Origin of the sequence: Pseudomonas sp. MF6755 (genome assembly GCF_016405635.1) — a bacterium.
In the GTDB taxonomy this organism is placed as follows: Bacteria; Pseudomonadota; Gammaproteobacteria; order Pseudomonadales; family Pseudomonadaceae; genus Aquipseudomonas; species Aquipseudomonas haemolytica.
Map to the genome: position 1 here is coordinate 247,322 of NZ_JAEKDA010000003.1, position 19,563 is coordinate 266,884.

Annotated in this window: 17 protein-coding genes; 10 read left to right on the forward strand and 7 right to left on the reverse strand. The window is 59.8% G+C overall.

What is annotated here, in order from left to right:
- Positions 1-1,305, forward strand: a complete 1,305-nt coding sequence (gene efeB / locus JFT66_RS05210; RefSeq protein ID WP_153839824.1) for an iron uptake transporter deferrochelatase/peroxidase subunit — start codon at positions 1-3, stop codon at positions 1,303-1,305.
- A 25-nt stretch (positions 1,306-1,330) separates the two neighbouring features.
- Complete coding sequence (gene efeO, locus JFT66_RS05215) at positions 1,331-2,149, forward strand: iron uptake system protein EfeO (RefSeq protein ID WP_198858908.1); 819 nt, start codon at positions 1,331-1,333, stop codon at positions 2,147-2,149.
- 72 nt (positions 2,150-2,221) lie between these two features.
- On the opposite strand, the gene pssA is transcribed toward efeO, so the two are convergent.
- Positions 2,222-3,565, reverse strand: a complete 1,344-nt coding sequence (pssA, locus tag JFT66_RS05220; RefSeq protein WP_034119491.1) for a CDP-diacylglycerol--serine O-phosphatidyltransferase — start codon at positions 3,563-3,565, stop codon at positions 2,222-2,224.
- A 125-nt stretch (positions 3,566-3,690) separates the two neighbouring features.
- On the opposite strand from pssA, the gene JFT66_RS05225 reads away from it, so the two are divergent.
- Positions 3,691-4,254 carry a TetR/AcrR family transcriptional regulator gene (locus tag JFT66_RS05225; RefSeq protein ID WP_153839871.1) on the forward strand — a complete coding sequence of 188 codons (564 nt, stop codon included), beginning with the start codon at positions 3,691-3,693 and terminating at the stop codon, positions 4,252-4,254.
- A gap of 54 nt (positions 4,255-4,308) precedes the next feature.
- Entirely contained in the window at positions 4,309-4,788 is a 480-nt protein-coding gene (locus JFT66_RS05230) for a nuclear transport factor 2 family protein (protein ID WP_198858909.1), read from the forward strand.
- Positions 4,789-4,824: 36 nt separating this feature from the next.
- Here the strand turns inward: JFT66_RS05230 and JFT66_RS05235 are convergent, their stop codons facing one another.
- Together JFT66_RS05235 and JFT66_RS05240 are read right to left on the reverse strand one after the other, a co-directional pair.
- Positions 4,825-5,982 (reverse strand): PQQ-dependent sugar dehydrogenase, encoded by a 1,158-nt coding sequence (locus JFT66_RS05235; protein WP_198858910.1) that lies wholly within the window; start codon positions 5,980-5,982, stop codon positions 4,825-4,827.
- Positions 5,983-5,994: 12 nt separating this feature from the next.
- Positions 5,995-6,309, reverse strand: coding sequence for a hypothetical protein (locus JFT66_RS05240; protein WP_198858911.1), 315 nt, complete (start codon positions 6,307-6,309; stop codon positions 5,995-5,997).
- A 185-nt stretch (positions 6,310-6,494) separates the two neighbouring features.
- Between JFT66_RS05240 and ku the strand changes: the two genes are divergently transcribed.
- Positions 6,495-7,334, forward strand: a complete 840-nt coding sequence (gene ku / locus JFT66_RS05245) for a non-homologous end joining protein Ku (protein WP_153839818.1) — start codon at positions 6,495-6,497, stop codon at positions 7,332-7,334.
- A 24-nt stretch (positions 7,335-7,358) separates the two neighbouring features.
- Positions 7,359-9,848 carry a DNA ligase D gene (ligD, locus tag JFT66_RS05250; RefSeq protein ID WP_198858912.1) on the forward strand — a complete coding sequence of 830 codons (2,490 nt, stop codon included), beginning with the start codon at positions 7,359-7,361 and terminating at the stop codon, positions 9,846-9,848.
- Positions 9,849-9,867: 19 nt separating this feature from the next.
- Here the strand turns inward: ligD and lpxO are convergent, their stop codons facing one another.
- Both lpxO and JFT66_RS05260 read right to left on the reverse strand, forming a co-directional pair.
- Positions 9,868-10,767, reverse strand: coding sequence for a lipid A hydroxylase LpxO (gene lpxO / locus JFT66_RS05255; protein ID WP_198858913.1), 900 nt, complete (start codon positions 10,765-10,767; stop codon positions 9,868-9,870).
- A gap of 264 nt (positions 10,768-11,031) precedes the next feature.
- The gene (locus JFT66_RS05260; RefSeq protein ID WP_034119485.1) at positions 11,032-12,369 is read right to left on the reverse strand and encodes a Wzz/FepE/Etk N-terminal domain-containing protein; all 1,338 of its coding nucleotides are present in this window, start codon (positions 12,367-12,369) and stop codon (positions 11,032-11,034) included.
- A 339-nt stretch (positions 12,370-12,708) separates the two neighbouring features.
- Here JFT66_RS05260 and JFT66_RS05265 point away from each other — a divergent pair, with 339 nt between their 5' ends.
- A complete protein-coding gene (locus tag JFT66_RS05265; protein WP_034119484.1) occupies positions 12,709-13,095 on the forward strand; it encodes a TIGR03067 domain-containing protein in 387 nt (128 codons plus the stop codon).
- A gap of 139 nt (positions 13,096-13,234) precedes the next feature.
- On the opposite strand, the gene JFT66_RS05270 is transcribed toward JFT66_RS05265, so the two are convergent.
- Positions 13,235-14,047, reverse strand: a complete 813-nt coding sequence (locus JFT66_RS05270; protein ID WP_198858914.1) for a class I SAM-dependent methyltransferase — start codon at positions 14,045-14,047, stop codon at positions 13,235-13,237.
- A 172-nt stretch (positions 14,048-14,219) separates the two neighbouring features.
- Here JFT66_RS05270 and JFT66_RS05275 point away from each other — a divergent pair, with 172 nt between their 5' ends.
- The 3 genes from JFT66_RS05275 to JFT66_RS05285 all read left to right on the forward strand — a co-directional run bounded on the left by JFT66_RS05275 (position 14,220) and on the right by JFT66_RS05285 (position 18,462).
- Positions 14,220-15,440, forward strand: coding sequence for an MFS transporter (locus JFT66_RS05275; RefSeq protein ID WP_233097028.1), 1,221 nt, complete (start codon positions 14,220-14,222; stop codon positions 15,438-15,440).
- A 142-nt stretch (positions 15,441-15,582) separates the two neighbouring features.
- On the forward strand, positions 15,583-17,169 hold the full coding sequence (locus JFT66_RS05280; protein WP_080752973.1) for an ABC-F family ATPase: 1,587 nt from the start codon (positions 15,583-15,585) through the stop codon (positions 17,167-17,169).
- Between the two features lie 117 nt (positions 17,170-17,286).
- A complete protein-coding gene (locus JFT66_RS05285) occupies positions 17,287-18,462 on the forward strand; it encodes an MFS transporter (RefSeq protein WP_034119480.1) in 1,176 nt (391 codons plus the stop codon).
- Here JFT66_RS05285 and JFT66_RS05290 read toward each other — a convergent pair.
- Positions 18,456-19,493: an alpha/beta hydrolase family protein gene (locus tag JFT66_RS05290; RefSeq protein ID WP_034119479.1), complete on the reverse strand. Its 1,038-nt coding sequence runs from the start codon at positions 19,491-19,493 to the stop codon at positions 18,456-18,458. The genes JFT66_RS05285 and JFT66_RS05290 overlap by 7 nt on opposite strands.
- Positions 19,494-19,563 lie beyond the last annotated feature (70 nt).

The window sequence follows — 19,563 nt, forward strand, 5'->3', positions numbered from 1 at the left end:
ATGAGTGATTCAGAACAGCTAAACCTGGCGCGCCGTCGCGTCCTGCTGGGCATGGCGGCCACCGGTGCGGCGATTGCCGGCAGCAGCTTGAGCTGCCCGGCAATGGCGGCCGCAGCCGAGCAAGTCACCACCGCACCACGCAGTGACAAGACCCAGGACCACCACGACTTTTTCGGCCAGCACCAAAGCGGCATCGTCACCCCGCGCCCGGCCTGCGGCATGCTCGTGGCGTTCGACGTACTGGCCAGCGATCGTGAAGACCTGGAACGCCTGTTCCGCACCTTGAACGAGCGCATCGCGTTCTTGATGACCGGCGGCACCGTGCCCCAAGTCGATCCGAAGTTGCCGCCCACCGATTCCGGCATCCTCGGCCCGGTGGTTTCGCCGGATAACCTGACCATTACCGTGTCGGTCGGCGAGTCGCTGTTCGACGAGCGCTTTGGCCTCACCGCAGTCAAGCCCAAGCGCCTGAGTCGCATGGTCGGCTTCCCTAACGACGCGTTGGAACCGGCGCAATGCCACGGCGACCTGAGCCTGCAGTTCAGCTCCAACACACCGGACACCAACATCCACGCCCTGCGCGACATCGTGAAGAACCTGCCCGACCTGCTGCTGGTGCGCTGGAAACAGGAAGGCAGCGTACCGCCCCAGGCACCGGCCAAGCCCGGAGCACCTGCGCAGAGTGCGCGCAATTTCCTGGGCTTTCGCGATGGTTCGGCCAACCCCGATTCCAACGATGCCAAGGCCATGGACCAGATTGTCTGGGTCCAACCCGGCAGCGACGAACCGGCCTGGGCTGCCCATGGCAGTTACCAGGCCGTGCGCATCATCCGTAACTTTGTCGAGCGTTGGGATCGCACGCCGCTGCAAGAACAGGAAAGCATCATCGGCCGGATCAAACCCACGGGCGCGCCGATGGATGGCCAGCATGAAACCCAGGTCCCGGACTACAGCAAAGACCCGGAAGGCAAGTTGACCAAGCTCGATGCCCACATCCGCCTGGCCAACCCCCGCACCCCGCAGACCCAAGCCAACCTGATCCTGCGTCGGCCGTTCAACTACTCCAACGGCGTCAACAAAAACGGTCAGCTGGACATGGGCTTGTTGTTCATTTGCTACCAGGCTGACCTGGAGAAAGGCTTTATCAGCGTGCAAACGCGGCTCAACGGCGAGCCCCTGGAGGAATACCTCAAGCCGGTCGGCGGCGGGTATTTCTTCACCTTGCCGGGGGTCACCGGGCCCAAGGATTTCATCGGGCGCACGCTACTCGCTGCAACGCACCTTCACACCACTGCCAAGACCTAAAACAAACCAGAGCGGAATTTCTCCCATGAAGAAGTCGTCTATCGCGTTGTCGTTGTTAATGAGCCTTTCGCCGCTGGCAGCCTTCGCCGCTACCGCGCCGCTGGACCTGGTAGGTCCGGTATCGGACTACAAGATCTACGTCACCGAGGAAATCGGTGAACTGGTGACCCAGACCCAGGCGTTCACCAACGCCATCAATAAAGGCGACCTGGCCACTGCCAAGAAGCTCTATGCGCCGACCCGCGTGCACTATGAGTCCATCGAGCCGATCGCCGAGCTGTTCAGCGACCTCGACGCGTCCATCGACTCCCGCGTCGATGACCATGAAAAAGGCGTGACGGCTGAAGACTTCACCGGCTTCCACCGCATTGAATATGCGTTGTTCTCGCAGAACTCGACCAAGGGCCTGGAGGCTCTTACCGCCAAGCTCAATGCCGATGTGAACGATCTCAAGACGCGGGTCGACGGCCTGACCTTCCCGCCGGAAAAAGTCGTCGGCGGTGCTGCAGCGCTGTTGGAAGAAGTCGCCGCCACCAAGATCTCCGGCGAAGAAGACCGCTACAGCCATACCGACCTGTATGACTTCCAGGGCAACATCGACGGCGCGAAGAAAATCGTCGACCTGTTCCGTGGCCAGATCGAGCAGCAAGACAAGGCCTTCCTGGCCAAGGTCGACAAGAACTTCGCCAGCGTCGACAAGATCCTGGCCAAGTACAAGACCCCGGATGGCGGCTTTGAGACCTACGACAAGGTCAAGGACAACGACCGCAAGGCCCTGGTAGGGCCGGTCAACACCTTGGCCGAAGACCTCTCGACCCTGCGCGGCAAGCTGGGCTTGAACTAAGCGCTGCGGGCAAAAAAAACACCCAGGCGCCGTCAAGCGACCTGGGTGTTTTTTTGCCTGCCGGTTGCCCGGCTACAGGATGCGGTACAACAAACGCTCAATGCGCACGCGGCTGACCCGGCGCAGGAACTTGCCGACTGCTGGCGGATAATCCACCAGCGTCTGCAACTGCTGGTAACCCTGGATACGCGTGGTGTGCTGGAAAATCTGCGCCAACTCGGTACGCCGCGGTTCCAGCCATTGGCTTTTGGGGTCATCGATCAGCAAGCCGTTTTCTAGGTCGAGGCGAAACGCTCGTGGGTTGAGGTTGTTGCCGGTGAGCAAGGTGTAGCGCTGGTCAACCCACAGGCCTTTGAGGTGGTAAGTGTTGTCGCCATCGCGCCACAGGTGCAGGTTCAACTGGCCGCTGTCGATCATCGGCTGGTGGCGCTTGGCAAAGCGCCTCAGGCTGATCTCATACAAGTACGGCAATGCAGCGATGACCTTGAACGGCTCGCTGGGTGGAATGTAGAAATCGTTGGCGGTCTTGTCGCCGACAACGATGTCGATCTTCACCCCACGCGCCAGGGCGCGGTTGATCTCGCGAGTCACCGGCAATGGCAGGTTGAAGTACGGGGTGCAGATGGTCAGTTGCTGCTGGGCGCTTGCGATCAGTTCAAGGATCACCCGGCTCAGGGGGTTGTTCTTGCCGACGCCGAGCAGTGGGCTGACAGACAGGTGGCCATTGGGCAACTGGCCGGCCGTGGTGTCATAGGCCGCGTGCTTGAGGCGGCTGCGCAAATCGCCAATATCGTTGCGCAGGCTGCGGGTGGTGGGCGGGTTCGGCAGGTCCAGACGGTGTACGGCCTTGGACGCTACCAAACCATGCTCCACCAGGTGCTGCATCGAATCGGCCAGCGGTTGGCTGTGGATCAGGTGGTAACGGTCGAAGCGGTATTTGTCGAACTTGTGCAGGTACACATTGTTCAGGCTGGCACCGCTGTACAGCACGCTGTCATCAATGACAAAGCCCTTGAGGTGCAACACACCGAACAACTCGCGGGTTTGCACCGGCACGCCATACACCGGCACGTCGCTGGCGTGGCTTTGCGTCATTGCCTGGTACCAGGCGCTGTTACCGGGCTGCTTGCCGGCACCGATCAGCCCGCGCTGGGCGCGCAGCCAGTCAACCATCACCACGATGTCCAGTTCGGGCCGTGCGGCTTTGGCTGCGTGCAGGGCGTCGTAGATTTCCTGCCCCGCCTCGTCCTGCTGCAAGTACAACGCAACAACGTAGATCCGGCGGGTGGCCTGGGCGATTTTCTCCAGCAGGCAGCGACGATACGCATCAGCGCTGGGCAGCACCTCGATAGCCTCGGGGGACAGTGGAAAACCACGCAGCTTGGGCAACAGGGAACGTTTGAAGAACGACGGCATAAGGCTCGCAATGGGTCGAATCCGAAGAGGCCCCGAGCTTACACCATGGGGCCGCTCAGGTCTCGCCACCGACAAATGAAAAAAGCCCCTTGACCAAGAAGAACGATCGTTCTACTGTCTTCGGCATGAACGATATAGCCAACAGTGAAACCCGCGACATTATCCTCGACGTGACCGAGAAGCTGATCTATCGCCATGGCATCGCCGCCACTGGCATGGACTTGCTGGTGAAAACCGCCGGTGTCTCGAGAAAAAGTATCTACCGCTACTTCGCCAACAAGGATGAGTTGGTGATTGCCGCCCTGCAACGCCGCGACGAACGCTGGATGCAGTGGCTGCGCAGCGAAGTCGAACGCAGTGCAGACAGCGGCGAACGCCTGCTGGGGCTGTTCAGCGCGCTCAAACAGTGGTTCGGCTCGGCGGACTTTCGCGGCTGCGCCTTTATCAATACCAGCGGCGAAACCGGTAACGCCCAAGACCCGGTGCGCCTGTTAGCCAAAGCGCATAAACAAAAACTGTTCGAGTACGCACTTGAACTATGTCAAGCACATGGCACCCCCGACCCGGAACGGCAGGCCGTACAACTGCTGATCCTGATCGATGGCGCCATAACCGTTGCCCTGGTAATGGGTGATTCTACAGCTGCCGATAGTGCGCAATGCATGGCGCGAACGTTATTGCAACTTTGAACCCACAGGCCAGGCAACTTTCGATATAACTTTAGTGTTTTCAGGAGCCGCCCAATGTCAGCACATGCAGAAGTCCGTCCACCCTTGCCGCCGTTTACCCGCGAGTCGGCCATCGAAAAAGTCCGCCTGGCCGAAGACGGCTGGAATTCCCGCGACCCGCAGCGGGTGTCCCTGGCCTATACCCTGGACACGCAGTGGCGAAACCGCGCTGAATTTGCCCACAGCCGCGAAGAAGCCAAGCAGTTCCTGGCGCGCAAATGGGCCAAGGAGCTGGATTACCGATTAATCAAGGAACTGTGGGCGTTCGCCGGTAACCGCATCGCCGTGCGCTATGCCTATGAGTGGCACGATGACTCGGGTAACTGGTTCCGGTCCTACGGTAATGAAAACTGGGAATTCGATGAGAACGGTTTGATGGCCAACCGCTTTGCCTGCATCAACGACATGCCGATCCAGGCAAGCGAACGCAAGTTCCACTGGCCGCTGGGGCGTCGCCCGGATGATCATCCGGGGTTGTCGGATTTGGGGCTCTAGTCGCCAGCCGCAAGCTTGAAGCTTGCGGCTGGCAGCTCAATCCTGATTCAACCCGACCCGATACAGCACTCCATCATCCTCATCCGTCAGCACATACAAATAGCCATCCGGCCCCTGCCGCACATCGCGAATCCGCGCTTTCAACTCACCCAGCAGCCGCTCCTCGTGAATGACTTTGTCGCCATCGAACTGCAACCGGATCAACTCCTGGCTGGCCAGCGCACCGATAAACAGGTTGTGCTGCCACGCCTTGAACCGGTCGGCGTCATAGAACGCCATACCGCTGATCGCCGGGGATTTCTCCCACACATGATGCGGCGCTACTGTGCCTTCCACTGTCTTGCCCTTGGCTTCGGGAATCGGCAGCAGGGAATAGTTGATGCCATGGGTTGCCAGCGGCCAACCGTAGTTCTTGCCGCGCTCGATGATATTGACCTCATCGCCACCACGGGGGCCATGTTCGTTCTCCCAGATCGTGCCAGTCCATGGGTTCAGCGCCAGCCCTTGCGGGTTGCGCTGGCCGTAAGACCAGATCTCGGGGCGTACGCCCGGTTGGCCGACGAAGGGGTTGTCATCGGGTATGCGACCATCCGGGTAGATGCGCACCACCTTGCCTTGCAGCTTGTCCAGGTCCTGGGCCGTCGGCCGGTCGTTATTTTCCCCGAGCGTCACAAACAGATAGCCGTCACGGTCGAACGCCAGGCGTGAGCCGAAATGATTGCCGGTCGACAGCTTGGGCTCCTGGCGCAGGATGACCTTGAAGTCCTGCAAGCCGCTCAAATCAGCGGCCAAACGCCCACGCCCAACGGCGGTCCCGGCTTTACCGCCTTCACCGCCACCTTCGGCGTATGACAGATAGACCATGCGGTCCTGCTTGAAATCCGGCGACAACACCACATCGAGCAAACCGCCCTGCCCCTTGGCCCACACCTGCGGCACTCCCGTCAACGGTGCGGAAAGCTTACCGTCCGGGCTGACAAACCGCAGATGCCCGGGGCGCTCGGTTACCAGGAAGCCTTGCTTGTCGGGGAGAAACGCCAGCGCCCAAGGATGGTCCAGACCCTTGGCGATCGGCGTGGCGGTGATGCTGCCTTGCTCAGTGGGGAATTGTTGGCTATCGGCAGCGTACACCGTGCTCAACGGCAACAGTGAGGCGGCGCAAATAGCCGCTAGCAGGGTTTTGCGTAGAAACATAAGACCAAGTCCTTAGCGGCGATTGCCGTTGGCATCATAGGTGGACGCTTTGGGTTCGGTGGCCGGGCGTCTGGGGGCCGCCTCTTGCCGGGGGTAACGGTTGCCGATCCCGCCGTTTTCCACGGTCGGCCGGGGGCTGGTCGGGGCGGTCTGGATGCCGCGAACGGCCGGTGCATTAGGCTGGGTGCCCTGCATGCTATTGGGATTGGCCCGGTGGATAGGGCTGTTGTTGGTGTCGTAACGGCCCGGCAGGTTTTGTGCCTGGGCCAATGGCGCAAGGGCCAGGCCCAACGCCAGTACTGCAAGATGATGTACACAACGGTTCATGACCAAGCCTCTCTATGCCGAGTACTACGTGCGTTCGATAACACGCTACGCCGTGGGTTCGCGTTGTGACACTAAATAGTTTCTCATCAGGTGTAACACGATCTGTCCGAGCATCTGCCCACCGAAACTTTTGCCCTAGCGCGCGAGTCACCAGAACACAGTCTCTTCGTTAAGGAGTCACACCTATGCCACGGGCAATCTGGAAAGGCGCCATCAGTTTCGGCTTGGTTCACATCCCGGTATCGCTGGTTTCGGCCACGTCCTCCCAAGGTGTCGACTTCGACTGGCTGGACAAACGCAGCATGGACCCGGTGGGCTACAAGCGCATCAACAAGACCACCGGCAAGGAAGTCACCAAGGACAATATCGTCAAGGGCGTGGCCTTTGAAAAAGGCCGCTATGTGGTACTTAGTGAGGACGAAATTCGTTCGGCCCACCCCAAGTCGACCCAGACCATCGAGATCATCGCCTTCGTCGCCAGTGACCAGATCCCCCTGCAAAACATCGACACGCCCTACTTCCTGGCGCCGGATAAACGCGGCGGCAAGGTTTATGCGCTGCTGCGAGAAACCTTGAAAAAAACCGGCAAGGTCGCCCTGGCCAATGTCGTGCTGCACACCAAGCAGCACCTGGCCGCGCTGATGCCGCTGGAGTCGGCCCTGGTGCTGGTGATGTTGCGCTGGCCCGCCGAAGTGCGCAGCCTGGATGAGCTGGAGCTGGGCAGCGATGTGACCAAGCCGACCTTGGCCAAGGGCGAGCTGGACATGGCCAAGCGCTTGGTAGAGGACATGAGCGCCGATTGGCGACCCGATGAGTACCGCGACAGTTTCCAGGACAAGATCATGGCGCTGGTTGCGAAGAAGGCCAAGGCCGGCAAGATCGAGGACGTGGAAACGGCCGAGGGCAGCGAGGAACGCAAGTCTGCCGATGTGATCGACCTGACGGAGTTGCTCAAGCGCAGCCTGGCAGGCAAACCGGCAGCGAAGAAACCCGCCGCGAAGAAGGCCAGCAAAAAGGCCTCGTGAGCCCGCCATTGGTTGGAGAATGACATGGCAAACCCCCTGAGCGAGTACAACCGCAAACGCGATTTCGAGATTACCGCCGAACCCGCTGGAAGCTCCCCGGCCGCCAAGCGTAAAGCCTCGGCCCTGAGTTTTGTGATTCAAAAGCATGATGCACGCAACCTGCACTATGACTTTCGCCTGGAACTCGACGGTGTGCTGTTGAGCTGGGCGGTACCCAAGGGACCGAGCTTGGACCCGACCCAGAAGCGCCTGGCGGTGCACGTTGAAGATCATCCTCTGAGCTATGGCAGTTTCGAGGGCAGCATTCCCGCCGGCCAATACGGCGCCGGGGATGTGATTGTATGGGACCGTGGTGTATGGCAACCCCATGACGACCCGCGCAAGGCCTACGCGGCCGGCAAACTCAAATTTACCCTGGTGGGTGAAAAGCTCTCGGGGGATTGGGCCTTGGTACGCACTCGGCTCAAGGGCAGCGGCGACAAGGAGCAATGGTTGCTGATCAAGGAAAAGGACCAACAGGCCCGCCCAGCGTCCGACTACGATATCGTCCAGGCCCAGCCCAACAGTGTGCTCAGCGATGCCTCGGTGGGCAAAGCCCGGGCTGCCAGCAAACCCAAGAAAACTGCGAAGCCCAAGAATGCGCACACTGCGCTGCCCGAGCAATTCTCCCCGCAACTGGCAACCCTGGTCGACCGCGCGCCCGCTGGCGATTGGCTGTACGAAATCAAATTCGATGGCTACCGCATGCTGGCGCGAATCCGCGACGGTGACGTGCGCCTGTTCACGCGCAACGGCAATGATTGGACTGAGCGCCTGCCACGCCAGGTCAAGGCGCTGGAGGCGCTTAAACTCAAGGACAGTTGGCTCGACGGTGAAGTCGTCAGCCTCAACGCCGACGGTTTACCGGACTTCCAGGCGCTGCAAAATGCGTTCGATATCGGCCGTAGCCTGGACATCGTCTACTACCTGTTCGATGCGCCCTTCCTCGATGGGCAGGATCAACGCAAGGCCCCGGTGCAAGAGCGCCGCGCTGCGCTCAAATCCGCGCTTTCCGGTAGCCGTAGCAAGCTACTGCGCTTTTCCGAAGCCTTCGCCGCCAACCAGCGCGATATCTTCGAAAGTGCCTGCGACCTGGCCCTTGAGGGCGTGATCGGCAAGCGGGCCGGCAGCGCCTATGTGTCAAGCCGCAGTGCCGACTGGATCAAGCTCAAATGCCGCTTGCGCCAGGAGTTCGTGATTGTCGGCTATACCCGGCCCCAAGGTTCGCGCAGCGGGTTTGGTGCACTGTTACTGGCGGTCAACGAAGACGCCGGGCTGGCCTACGCCGGGCGCGTGGGTACCGGCTTTGACCAGGCGGCACTGAAGGCGATCTACGCCAAGCTCACGCCCCTCGAGCGTAAAACCTCGCCACTGGAAAAACCCCTGACCAGTGCCCAGGCCCGCGGCGTGCATTGGGTTGAACCGACGTTGGTCGGTGAAGTGCAATTTGCCGAGTGGACCCGTGAGGGTGTGGTGCGCCAGGCGGCTTTCGTGGGGCTGCGCACGGATAAACCGGTCTCGCAGATCATTCATGAACTGCCGCGCGCGGCCAAAACGCTCAAGCAGCCCAAGGCAAAAGAAACGCATAAGGGCGTCAATATTACCCACCCCGAGCGAGTCATCGACCAACAAAGCGGCACGCAAAAACAGCAATTGGCACAGTTCTACACCGACATCAGCCGCTGGATCCTGCCCTTTCTGCATGGCCGGCCTGTCTCCCTGCTCAGGGCACCGGAAGGCATCGACGGCGAGCAGTTTTTCCAGAAACACGCCGAGCGCATGGCCATTCCCCACATCAAGCAACTGGACCCGGCGCTCGACCCCGGCCACGCGCGCCTGCTGGAAATCGACAACGCAGACGCCCTGATGGGCGCTGTGCAAATGGGCACTGTCGAACTGCACACCTGGGGCGCGACCACGGACAAAATCGAAACCCCCGACTTGTTCGTGCTGGACCTCGACCCAGACCCCGCCCTGCCCTGGAAAGCCATGCTGGAAGCGGCGCAACTGACCCTGTCGGTACTGGATGAGCTGGGCTTGCAAGCCTTCGTAAAGACCAGCGGCGGCAAAGGTTTGCACCTGATTGTGCCCCTGGCCCGACGCGATGGCTGGGACACCGTGAAGGCATTCGCCAAAGCCATTGCCCAGTTTATGACTGAACAACTGCCCGAACGCTTTACCGCCACCAGCGGCCCGAAAAACCGTGTGGGCAAGATCTTTATCGATTACCTGCGTAACGCTCGTGGCGCCAGTACGGTGGCGGCTTATTCCGTACGGGCCCGGCCAGGCTTGCCGGTATCGGTACCGGTCAGTCGGGATGAATTGAAAGGCTTGCGCAGCGCCCAGCAGTGGACGGTGGCGAACCTGCACGAGCGGCTGCAGGGGTTGAAGGAAGATCCGTGGGCCGGCTACGCCAATCGACAGAAAATCAGCAAGAAGATGTGGGACAAGCTGAGCGCTGAACCACCGCAGTGATTCGCGCCCTGGGCACGCTTCAGATAAGAATGAAGATCAGCGCCAAACCAGCGAAGATCGCCCATTTTTCCAGGTAGTAGCGCGTGCGATTGCGCTTTTTAAGCTCTTTGCCACGCAGACGGATCTTGTACAGGCGAGTAAAGGCACGGTTGAGGCCGCCGGTTTTGTCGCCATCGTCATTGGGCGAGCCTGCGGCCGCCATCACATTGCGGCTGAACCACCGGTTGAACGCCGCCGCCCAACGGTACTTCATCGGGCGCTCAATATCGCAAAACAGAATGATCCGGTTTTGCTGCGTGGTGTTTTCCGCGTAATGAATGTAGGTCTCATCGAACATCACCGGCTCGCCGTCACGCCAGTAGTAGCTCTCGCCATCCACATTGATATAGCAGCCAGGATCGTTGGGCGTATCCAGCCCCAAGTGATAGCGGTATGAGCCCGCGTAGGGGTCACGGTGGCGCACCAGCTTGGAGCCCGGTGGCAGCTCGGCGAACATCGCAGCCTTGATCGAGCCGATGCCTTGCACCAACTCGGTGGTGCGTGGGCACAGCTTCATCGCCGACGGGTGGCTGTCGCCGTACCACTTGAGGTAGAAGCGCTTCCAGCCTGACTTGAAGAACGAGTTGAAACCCACGTCGTTGTACTGGTCCGAGCGCTTGATCTCCCCTGCGCGCATCAGGTTCTGGCCTTCCTGGCGGATCTCCTCCCAGTGCTCCTGCAACGGGCTCAGGTCCGGAAAGCCGCTGGGCGAGAGATACGGGCGGCTGGGTTGCTTGGAGAACAGGTACAGGAAGCAGTTGATCGGCGCCAGGAACGTCGAGTGATCGCTAAGCTGGCGACCCAGCTTGTGTCGCACCCGACCACGCAGGTGTACATACGCAATGGAGGCAACGTAGAGAGCAACAATGATGAGTTTCAAGGGATTCGTCACAAGTCAGGGAGAGAACAGGCTGCTCCTGCGGGCCCACAACGGCCGAGGATGGATAAGCAGCACCTGAAATCACAATTCACGTACCGGTGACACGGCCGGCTGGGCAACCTGTCGGCGTGAAACCATTGACGTTATTTAGCCACACTTTGTAACCAAAGGTTAACTAAGAATTGTGAAAAGCTGTCCACTGATTGTGCTGGAGGGGTGAGCAGGCGGGCCCTTGGGCCCGCCTGTATGAACGCTTTGCCAGGGCTATAGCGGGTCGTTTTTACCTTCGCGGCGAGGAACGCTGCTGTCACCCAATGCGGTATAAGGCAAGGCTTGGCCACGACTGCGGATGAAGTAGCGGATCAACGCAATCATCATCCCAAGCAGTAAGCCGCCGACGAGACTTAACCCGATGACCAGCGGTTTCTTCGGTTTGATCGGCGCCACAGGCTCCTGGGCGCGGCGGTCGATCGTCACCAGCTTCAAGTTGCTCATGTCGATATTCAAGCTGCGCAACCTGGCGACTTCAGCGCGTAACGGCTCTACGTCCTGCAGGAATATGTCTTCATTGCCACGCTTTTGTAGCACCTCGACTTCGCGGTTGCTTTCCAGCAGTTGCAACTCCTTGCCGATCTCGGCAATGCGTGTGTTGGTGAAGTCATCACTGGTGCGCTGTTGCAAAGCCGAGCGCTCGGCTTCCAACGCCTCGGTGCCCATGAAATACAGCGGGATCTTCTGATTGTTCACCTCTGTGCGCATGACCTGGCTCGAACCGTTGCGCGTAGCATCAGCCATGGAGGATGGCGTCGTCGGTGTGCGGATCCCCATCGACTTGGCAATCGTAATGGCTTCCGCCAGCTCAGCCAGGCGGTTGGTCCGCTCCATCTTCATCTGCAAGCGCAGTGCGCTGAGCTCATCCTGCAACTGGGCACGCTTGAGCCGGTCAGCCTCAAGCAGCTTGGCGATCTTGGACTCTTTCTCGGTATCGTAGTTGGCACGGGCAGCGTCGATCTTGCCTTTAAGCTCGCTCAAGCGGTTATTGACGATTACCTTGAGGTCGGCGCCGACTTGCTGGCGCTCGGCAGCAATGGCGTAATCCACGAACCCGTTGAGGATCGCGACACCATCGACGTCGGTCGGGTACTGCAACTCAAGGCGAATATAGCTACTGAGCGAATCGGATTTCTTGGGATCTGGCAGGATCAGGTTGACGGAATTTCGATTGAACTCCTCAAAACTCTGTTCAAGGCTTTGCCCCGGTTTCTTGAACGTCTGGAACAACTCCTCGTGGTCCTTGAAAAATCCCAGGCGGGCCTCGTAGGAGTCCAGCTGTGCGCCCACTTTTACCAGCGCATCAGCAGGCGGCAACTTATAAACTTCCGAACGGTTCAAGGCATCCAGCTCGTTGATTGCCGCAGGCCTTAACACACTGCTGACTTCATACGTCTTGGGTGCAAGGAAGGCATACCCCGCGCCTAATACGCCTGCCAGAAGCGTACACCCCACAATCAGCTTTTTTTGTCGCCAAATCGCGTGAAACAATTCAATCAGATCAATTTCATCAGAAGCAACGGAAGGCGGGAGCGGGGAAGTTCGATTCAAAATAAGAACACCTTAAGATAATACTAAAAGGCCATCATTCTCAGAAGCACAATGACTTCTCACATCAGGGGCAACGCCCTGTACACGGCGGACCAATGGCGATATGACCACTCAGTCCGCTGAAAAGTCCCACAGTTATATGGAATATTTCCATTTTATTTCGGCTAATAGGACAAATGTCACAACCCTGTCGGACTAACCTAGCTGCAAGCGTAGTCAATACATCATGAAAATGCTGTCAAATGCCTGTCCTATAAAGAAAAAAACTCAGCTTCCCTGTATTGCAGTTTCACTCTCGATACAATTGAACGCTTCCCTCTTCAGCAATAAGGAATTTGCATGTCGCCTTTTTCAGCCGCGGATTTTCACAAGCTTCAAGGTGCCTGGGAACAAACTGCCCTTGAAGACAGTGGCGTTCTCAACCCCGCTGACGCCCACAGCGCGCCAGGGGCTATAACGACAATTAGCGGAGATGGATTCGAAGTAGTTACGATCAGTGGCGATGTATTGCTGGCGGGGCGTTTTATCCTCGACGCCAGCACCACCCCCAAAAGTATCACCTGGGTCGACACCATCGGCGATGATGCGGGCAAGCAGTTGCCTGCCAGCTACTGGCTTGAAGGTGATAATTTTGTGTTTATCGCAGCGGATGAAGGGATGCCCAGGCCTACGCAATTCAGCACCGGCCCTGGGCAAACCATGCGCACCTTCGTACGGCGATCCTGATCGGCGCGTCTATCCGATTTGATCACGGCGTTTTCACAAAGCCTTCACTTTTCGATCTATAGGGTGGACCTACCTACTCCAGTGAATCACTTGGCCCGCCTCTCCTCGCGGGCCTTTTTTTTGCGCGATGGAAACTGGGTCAGCCGGCCCGCTTGGTTGCCGTCAAGGTAAAGCACAACGGCAATTGCGCGGCCTGGTGCTGATATTGGTCGTAGAGCTCTTCCCGATTGGAGTGCGGGTACTCCTGCAAGTGACCTATCTGTAATTGCGCCGCGATCGCCGCGCCAACCACACTTCCCAGGGTGTGTACATACCAATAGGAGGTCGGCCCGGCCTGCTCACCCTGCCCTTCATAGACAATCGATTCCTGCAGCACAAACGGTTCGCGCTGGAAGTAGGAGCTGGCAGGCAACAGTGGGTTGGCCGCACGCGGGTCGAACACCTCGAGGAAGGGATGGGTTTCGTACATCACCAGGGTGCCGCCAGGTTTCAGCACACTGGCGACATGCTGCATGAACAGCGCCACATCCGGCATCCAGCCCAGCACGCCAATGGTCACCAGGGCAATATCGAAACGGGCGTGCAAACGCTCGGGCAAATGATGGATATCGGTCTCTACGAACTCGGGGCTATGGGGCGACACCGCGGCCAGCTCACTTGCCTGGTCCAGAAATGCCCGGGACTGATCGATCCCAACCACCGAGCGCGCGCCCAAGCCATACAGTGAGAGGCTTTCGCGGCCATTGTTGCAGCCCAGTTGCACCGCGTCCTTGCCCACCACACCGACATCTTGCAGCAGCGCGGTGATGGTCGGGTCAAGACAGGAGAAATCAGGCCTGGCTACCGAGGCCAGCAATGCCGTCCAGGTGGCCGTGTCTTTATGCAGCCGGGCGGATTCGTCCCAGGCGTTTTTGTTGCTGGCAATTGCCTCTTGTGCTGAGGGCATGTCCATTGCTTCTCCAGAAAGTCAGTCAGGCGGGCTTGGGAAAGTAAGTCAAATGCCAGCAGGATAAAACCCTCGACGACCGCGAAACTTATCGTCAAGCCTGCTGGTCACTAAACCAACGCGTGTTCGCTCCCTGAGCACCGCTTTTGAAGGTCGCACCGTGGCCCATCCCTCAAACATGCGCATCGCGTTATCCCTGGACAGCCTGAACTTCTTCCTCGCCGATGTGCGCGACGGTCTCGGGCCGTATCTGGCGATCTACTTGTTGGCGGTCCATCAATGGGACGCGGCCAGCATCGGTGTGGTCATGACCCTGGCGGGCATCGCCGCCTTGATCACCCAAGGCCCGGCTGGTGCGCTGATCGACCGCACCCACCGTAAACGTGCAGTCATTGCATTTGCCGCGCTGTTGGTCACCACCAGTTGCCTGATGCTGCCCTTCGTCAGTTCATTTGGCTGGGTGGCGCTGACCCAAGCCGCCAGCGCGATAGCCGCCTCGGTGTTCGCTCCAGCAATTTCCGCGATTTCCCTGGGCATTACCGGCCCCCGCGCTTTCACCCGGCGCACCGGACGCAACGAAACCTTCAACCACGCCGGCAACGCCGTGGCTGCGCTGCTGGCTGGAGGCTTGGCCTATCTGTTCGGGCCGGTGGTGGTGTTCTACCTGATGGCCTTCATGGCGGTCGCCAGCGTTGTCGCGGTCAGTTGCGTACCGGCCAAGGCGATTGACCATGAGGTCGCTCGCGGTTTCGACCCGGCCGTTCACAGCGATCATGAACAGCCCTCGGGCCTGAACGTGCTGTTGGCCAATCGCCCTTTATTGCTGTTCGCCATCTGCTGCGCCCTGTTTCACCTGGCCAATGCCGCGATGCTGCCGCTGGTCAGCCAGAAGCTGGCACAGATCAACCTACAGATGGCCACGCCCCTGACCTCCGCGTGCATCGTCGCCGCGCAATTGGTCATGGTGCCAATGGCCTGGCTGGTGGGGCTCAAGGCCGATGTATGGGGGCGCAAGCCACTGTTGCTGGCCGGGTTTGTGATTCTGCCGCTGCGCGGCGTGCTCTATACCCTGTCCAGCGACCCGTACTGGCTGGTGACGGTGCAGATGCTCGATGGCATCGGCGCTGGCATTTTCGGCGCGCTGTTCCCGGTCATCGTCAAGGACCTGACCCACGGCACCGGGCGCTTCAACGTCAGCCTGGGCGCCCTCTCCACCGTATTCGGCCTGGGCGCGGCGCTGAGCAGCAGCCTGGCCGGTTTCGTGGTGCAACAGGCAGGCTACAACGCGGCCTTTCTGACGTTGGCCGGCGTGGCAGGCGTGGCGTTGCTGCTGTTATGGCTGGCGATGCCAGAGACGATGGCGAAACCATCCTTCGCTCGCCATACAACTGTTGCCTGACATATGCGACAATGCGCGCCAAATTCCAACACACATCCAAAATTTTCCGCTCAGCGACCGGGTTTCGCGCCTTGATGTCGCTGTTGACGCATGCCTGAAGGCACCTGCCGTCACGCTCGCAACCCATTGATAGGTAAAGTAATTGATCTCCACAGCTAACATCACCATGCAGTTCGGCGCCAAGCCGCTCTTCGAGAACGTCTCGGTCAAGTTCGGCGCCGGCAACCGCTATGGTTTGATCGGTGCCAACGGTTGCGGCAAGTCGACCTTCATGAAAATCCTGGGTGGCGACCTCGATCCGTCCGGTGGCCAGGTCATGCTGGAGCCGAATGTGCGCCTGGGTAAACTGCGCCAGGACCAGTTCGCCTACGAAGAATTCACCGTGCTCGACACCGTGATCATGGGCCACGAGGAGTTGTGGAAGGTCAAGGCCGAGCGCGACCGTATCTACTCGCTGCCGGAAATGAGTGAAGACGACGGCATGGCCGTCGCCGAGCTGGAAACCGAGTTCGCCGAGATGGACGGCTACACCGCCGAATCCCGCGCCGGTGAGCTGCTGCTGGGCCTGGGCATTCCCCTGGAACAGCATTTCGGCCCGATGAGCGAAGTGTCCCCAGGCTGGAAGCTGCGCGTTTTGCTGGCCCAGGCGCTGTTCTCCGACCCTGAAGTGCTGTTGCTCGATGAACCGACCAACCACTTGGACATCAACACCATCCGCTGGCTGGAAAACATCCTGACCCAGCGCTCCAGCCTGATGATCATCATCTCTCACGACCGTCACTTCCTGAACAGCGTGTGCACCCACATGGCTGACCTGGACTACGGCGAGCTGCGCCTGTTCCCAGGCAACTACGACGAGTACATGACCGTGGCGACCCAGTCCCGCGAGCAACTGCTGTCGGACAACGCCAAGAAGAAGGCGCAGATCTCCGAACTGCAATCCTTCGTCAGCCGCTTCTCGGCCAACGCTTCCAAAGCCAAGCAGGCCACCTCCCGCGCCAAGGCGATCGACAAGATCCAGCTGGCCGAGGTCAAGCCTTCGAGCCGTGTGAGCCCGTTCATCCGTTTCGACCAGAACAAAAAACTGCACCGCCAGGCGGTCATCGTCGAGCGCATGGCCAAAGGCTTCGATGGCAAACCGCTGTTCAAGGACTTCAGCTTCCAGGTTGAAGCCGGCGAGCGCGTGGCGATCATCGGTCCGAACGGTATCGGCAAGACCACGCTGCTGCGTACGCTGGTCAATGAACTGACGCCGGATGCCGGTAGCATCAAGTGGACCGACGCGGCTGAGCTGGGCTACTACGCTCAGGACCACGCCCATGACTTCGAAGACGACATGAGCCTGTTCGACTGGATGGGCCAGTGGACTCAAGGCGAGCAAATGATCCGTGGCACCTTGGGTCGCATGCTGTTCTCCAACGACGAGATCCAGAAGTCGGTGAAGGTGATTTCCGGTGGTGAGCAAGGCCGTATGCTGTTCGGCAAGCTGATCCTGCAAAAGCCGAACGTGCTGATCATGGACGAACCGACCAACCACTTGGACATGGAATCCATCGAGGCGCTGAACCTGGCGCTGGAGAACTACCCGGGCACGCTGATCTTCGTCAGCCACGACCGCGAGTTCGTATCGTCCCTGGCCACCCGCATCATCGAGTTGAGCCCTAGCGGCGTGATCGACTTCAGCGGCACCTACGATGACTACCTGCGTAGCCAGGGTGTGGTGTTTTAAGGACAGCCAGTAGTTTTCAGCTGCAAGCTGCAAGAGAAAGCCCTGTCCATGTGACAGGGCTTTTTTCATGCTCACTTATGCCATCATGCCGTACCGCCCGCCAGCGAACGAGTGCCCATGCCTGCCGCCGCCCCGTCCTCCCTGTCGATCACCCTGCAGATCGTCTCCATCGTCTTCTACACCTTCATTGCCTTTATCTGCATCGGCCTGCCGATTGCGGTGATTCCAGGCTATGTGCATGAGCAACTGGGTTTCAGCGCCGTAGTCGCCGGGGTCACCATCGGTTCGCAATACCTGGCCACCCTGCTCAGCCGCCCGATGGCCGGGCGGATGTCGGATAACGTCGGCACCAAGCGCGCGATCGTGCTGGGCCTGGCTGGCATTCTGATCAGTGGCGTGCTGACCTTTATCGCCACCCTGGTGGAAAGCCTGCCGACTTTGAGCCTGAGCATTCTGATCGTCGGCCGCCTGTTATTGGGCGTGGCCCAGGGCCTGATCGGCGTGGGCACCATCAGCTGGTGCATGGGCGCGGTAGGCACCGAACATACTGCGCGTTCGATTTCCTGGAATGGCATCGCCTCCTACGGCGCCATTGCCATTGGTGCGCCAGTCGGCGTGGTGATGGTGGCGACATATGGCTACACCAGCCTCGGTATTGCCCTGTCGGGGTTGGCGGCGTTGGGCCTGGTGCTGATCCGCACTAAACCTTCGGTGCCGGTGGTACGCGGTGAGCGGCTGCCGTTCTGGGCGGTGTTCGGGCGTATCGCACCGTTCGGCACCAGCCTGTGCCTGGCCTCGATTGGCTACGGCACGCTAACGACCTTTATTACCCTGTATTACCTCAACCGCGGCTGGTCCGGCGCGGCCTACTGCCTGACGGTATTTGGTGTGTGCTTCATCCTGTCGCGCCTGGTGTTTATCTCGGCCATCAGCCGTTTTGGCGGGTTCACTGCTGCCATCGCTTGCATGCTCATCGAGACCCTGGGCCTGACGTTGCTGTGGTTGGCGCCGTCCACCGGCGTGGCGTTAATCGGTGCCGGGCTGACCGGCTTTGGCTTGTCGCTGGTGTACCCGGCGCTGGGGGTAGAGGCCATCAAACAGGTGCCGGACAGCAGCCGGGGCGCAGGGCTGAGTGCCTATGCGGTATTTTTCGACCTGGCCCTGGCGATTGCCGGGCCGTTGATGGGCGCCGTGGCGTTGAACCTCGGCTACGGCTGGATCTTCTTCTGCGCCGCGCTGCTGTCGGTCAGCGCACTTGCCTTGACCGTACTGCTCAGGCGCCGCGCCTACTGATCCGCAGTCTGCAAACCGGCGCGAGTCGTCTGGCCGAGGGTATGGCTGAAAAAGCGCCCGGCCTCGGAGACCAGGTCGCGGTGGATACCTTCGCGATCAACACCATCGGCATCGGTGCAGATGGCCGGCATCGTTGCCAATTGATCACTGTCACACGGTGCCATGAACACGAAGTGCCCTGCCCCGGCCAACAGTTTGAAATCGGGTGGCTCCGGCAGCTTGCGCGCCAGGGCGGCAGCGTTTTTGTCCACGGCCACCAGCTTGTCACCATCGCCACTGTAGAGCAGTACCGGCACATGTACGTCAGCCAGGGTGTGGCGGCCAAACATAAGGCTCAGTGGCGCCATCAGCATCAGCGCATGGATGCGTGGGTCGGCCTGGGGTTGCAAATCGTCCCGGTCGACGACCAGTTCGCCATTGGTGGTGCAGGCGTCGCGGTCCTCCGGGCGTTGCTGGCAGTAGCGGCGCAGGCGGTCGAAATCAGGCTTGGCGCCCGCCAGGATCAAGGCAGTTTCGCCACCGGCGGAATAACCGATAACGCCGATCTGATCGACGTCAACGAAGGGCGACAGCATTGGATCGGCCAAGGTGGCGGTGATCGCCTGGGAAATCTGGATCGGCCGGCCATACAAATTGCTCACAGTCCCCAGGCGGCTGTGATCCTTGTAGTTGTCGCCAGGGTGAAGCACCGCCACCACCACAAACCCTTTGCGCGCCAGGGAGGTGGCCAGGTCATGCAGGGCCAGCGGCGTGCCGGTATTGCCATGCGACAGCATCAGCATCGGGAAACGGCCAATCGCGACCTTGGCGTCTTCACTGGCGGCAACGCGATAAGGCCCCAATTGCGTGGTGTGCCCAGCGTCGGTTGAAGGATAGAACGCAATGGCTTTCATCGGCTGTGAATCCAGCGGGTCAAGAACGCTCATGCGATGAAAGCCCACACTCCAATGAGGATGCGGTGCCGGGGCGGCGTGCACTGAAACCAGGCCGCCAACCAGGGAGAGAACCAAAACAGCACAAAGACGCATCATGGGGATGTCCACCTTTGCTGCGCAAAAACCGGCATGTCGAATAAAAAGTCCAGGGTGTTGGAACCATGTG

Bases quoted from the DNA above. Each gene is read 5' to 3' on its own strand.
- efeB (WP_153839824.1), top strand. From the start codon at position 1: ATGAGTGATTCAGAACAGCTAAACCTGGCGCGCCGTCGCGTCCTGCTG.
- efeO (WP_198858908.1), top strand. From the start codon at position 1,331: ATGAAGAAGTCGTCTATCGCGTTGTCGTTGTTAATGAGCCTTTCGCCG.
- pssA (WP_034119491.1), bottom strand. From the start codon at position 3,565: ATGCCGTCGTTCTTCAAACGTTCCCTGTTGCCCAAGCTGCGTGGTTTT.
- JFT66_RS05225 (WP_153839871.1), top strand. From the start codon at position 3,691: ATGAACGATATAGCCAACAGTGAAACCCGCGACATTATCCTCGACGTG.
- JFT66_RS05230 (WP_198858909.1), top strand. From the start codon at position 4,309: ATGTCAGCACATGCAGAAGTCCGTCCACCCTTGCCGCCGTTTACCCGC.
- JFT66_RS05235 (WP_198858910.1), bottom strand. From the start codon at position 5,982: ATGTTTCTACGCAAAACCCTGCTAGCGGCTATTTGCGCCGCCTCACTG.
- JFT66_RS05240 (WP_198858911.1), bottom strand. From the start codon at position 6,309: ATGAACCGTTGTGTACATCATCTTGCAGTACTGGCGTTGGGCCTGGCC.
- ku (WP_153839818.1), top strand. From the start codon at position 6,495: ATGCCACGGGCAATCTGGAAAGGCGCCATCAGTTTCGGCTTGGTTCAC.
- ligD (WP_198858912.1), top strand. From the start codon at position 7,359: ATGGCAAACCCCCTGAGCGAGTACAACCGCAAACGCGATTTCGAGATT.
- JFT66_RS05265 (WP_034119484.1), top strand. From the start codon at position 12,709: ATGTCGCCTTTTTCAGCCGCGGATTTTCACAAGCTTCAAGGTGCCTGG.
- JFT66_RS05270 (WP_198858914.1), bottom strand. From the start codon at position 14,047: ATGGACATGCCCTCAGCACAAGAGGCAATTGCCAGCAACAAAAACGCC.
- JFT66_RS05275 (WP_233097028.1), top strand. From the start codon at position 14,220: ATGCGCATCGCGTTATCCCTGGACAGCCTGAACTTCTTCCTCGCCGAT.
- JFT66_RS05285 (WP_034119480.1), top strand. From the start codon at position 17,287: ATGCCTGCCGCCGCCCCGTCCTCCCTGTCGATCACCCTGCAGATCGTC.
- JFT66_RS05290 (WP_034119479.1), bottom strand. From the start codon at position 19,493: ATGATGCGTCTTTGTGCTGTTTTGGTTCTCTCCCTGGTTGGCGGCCTG.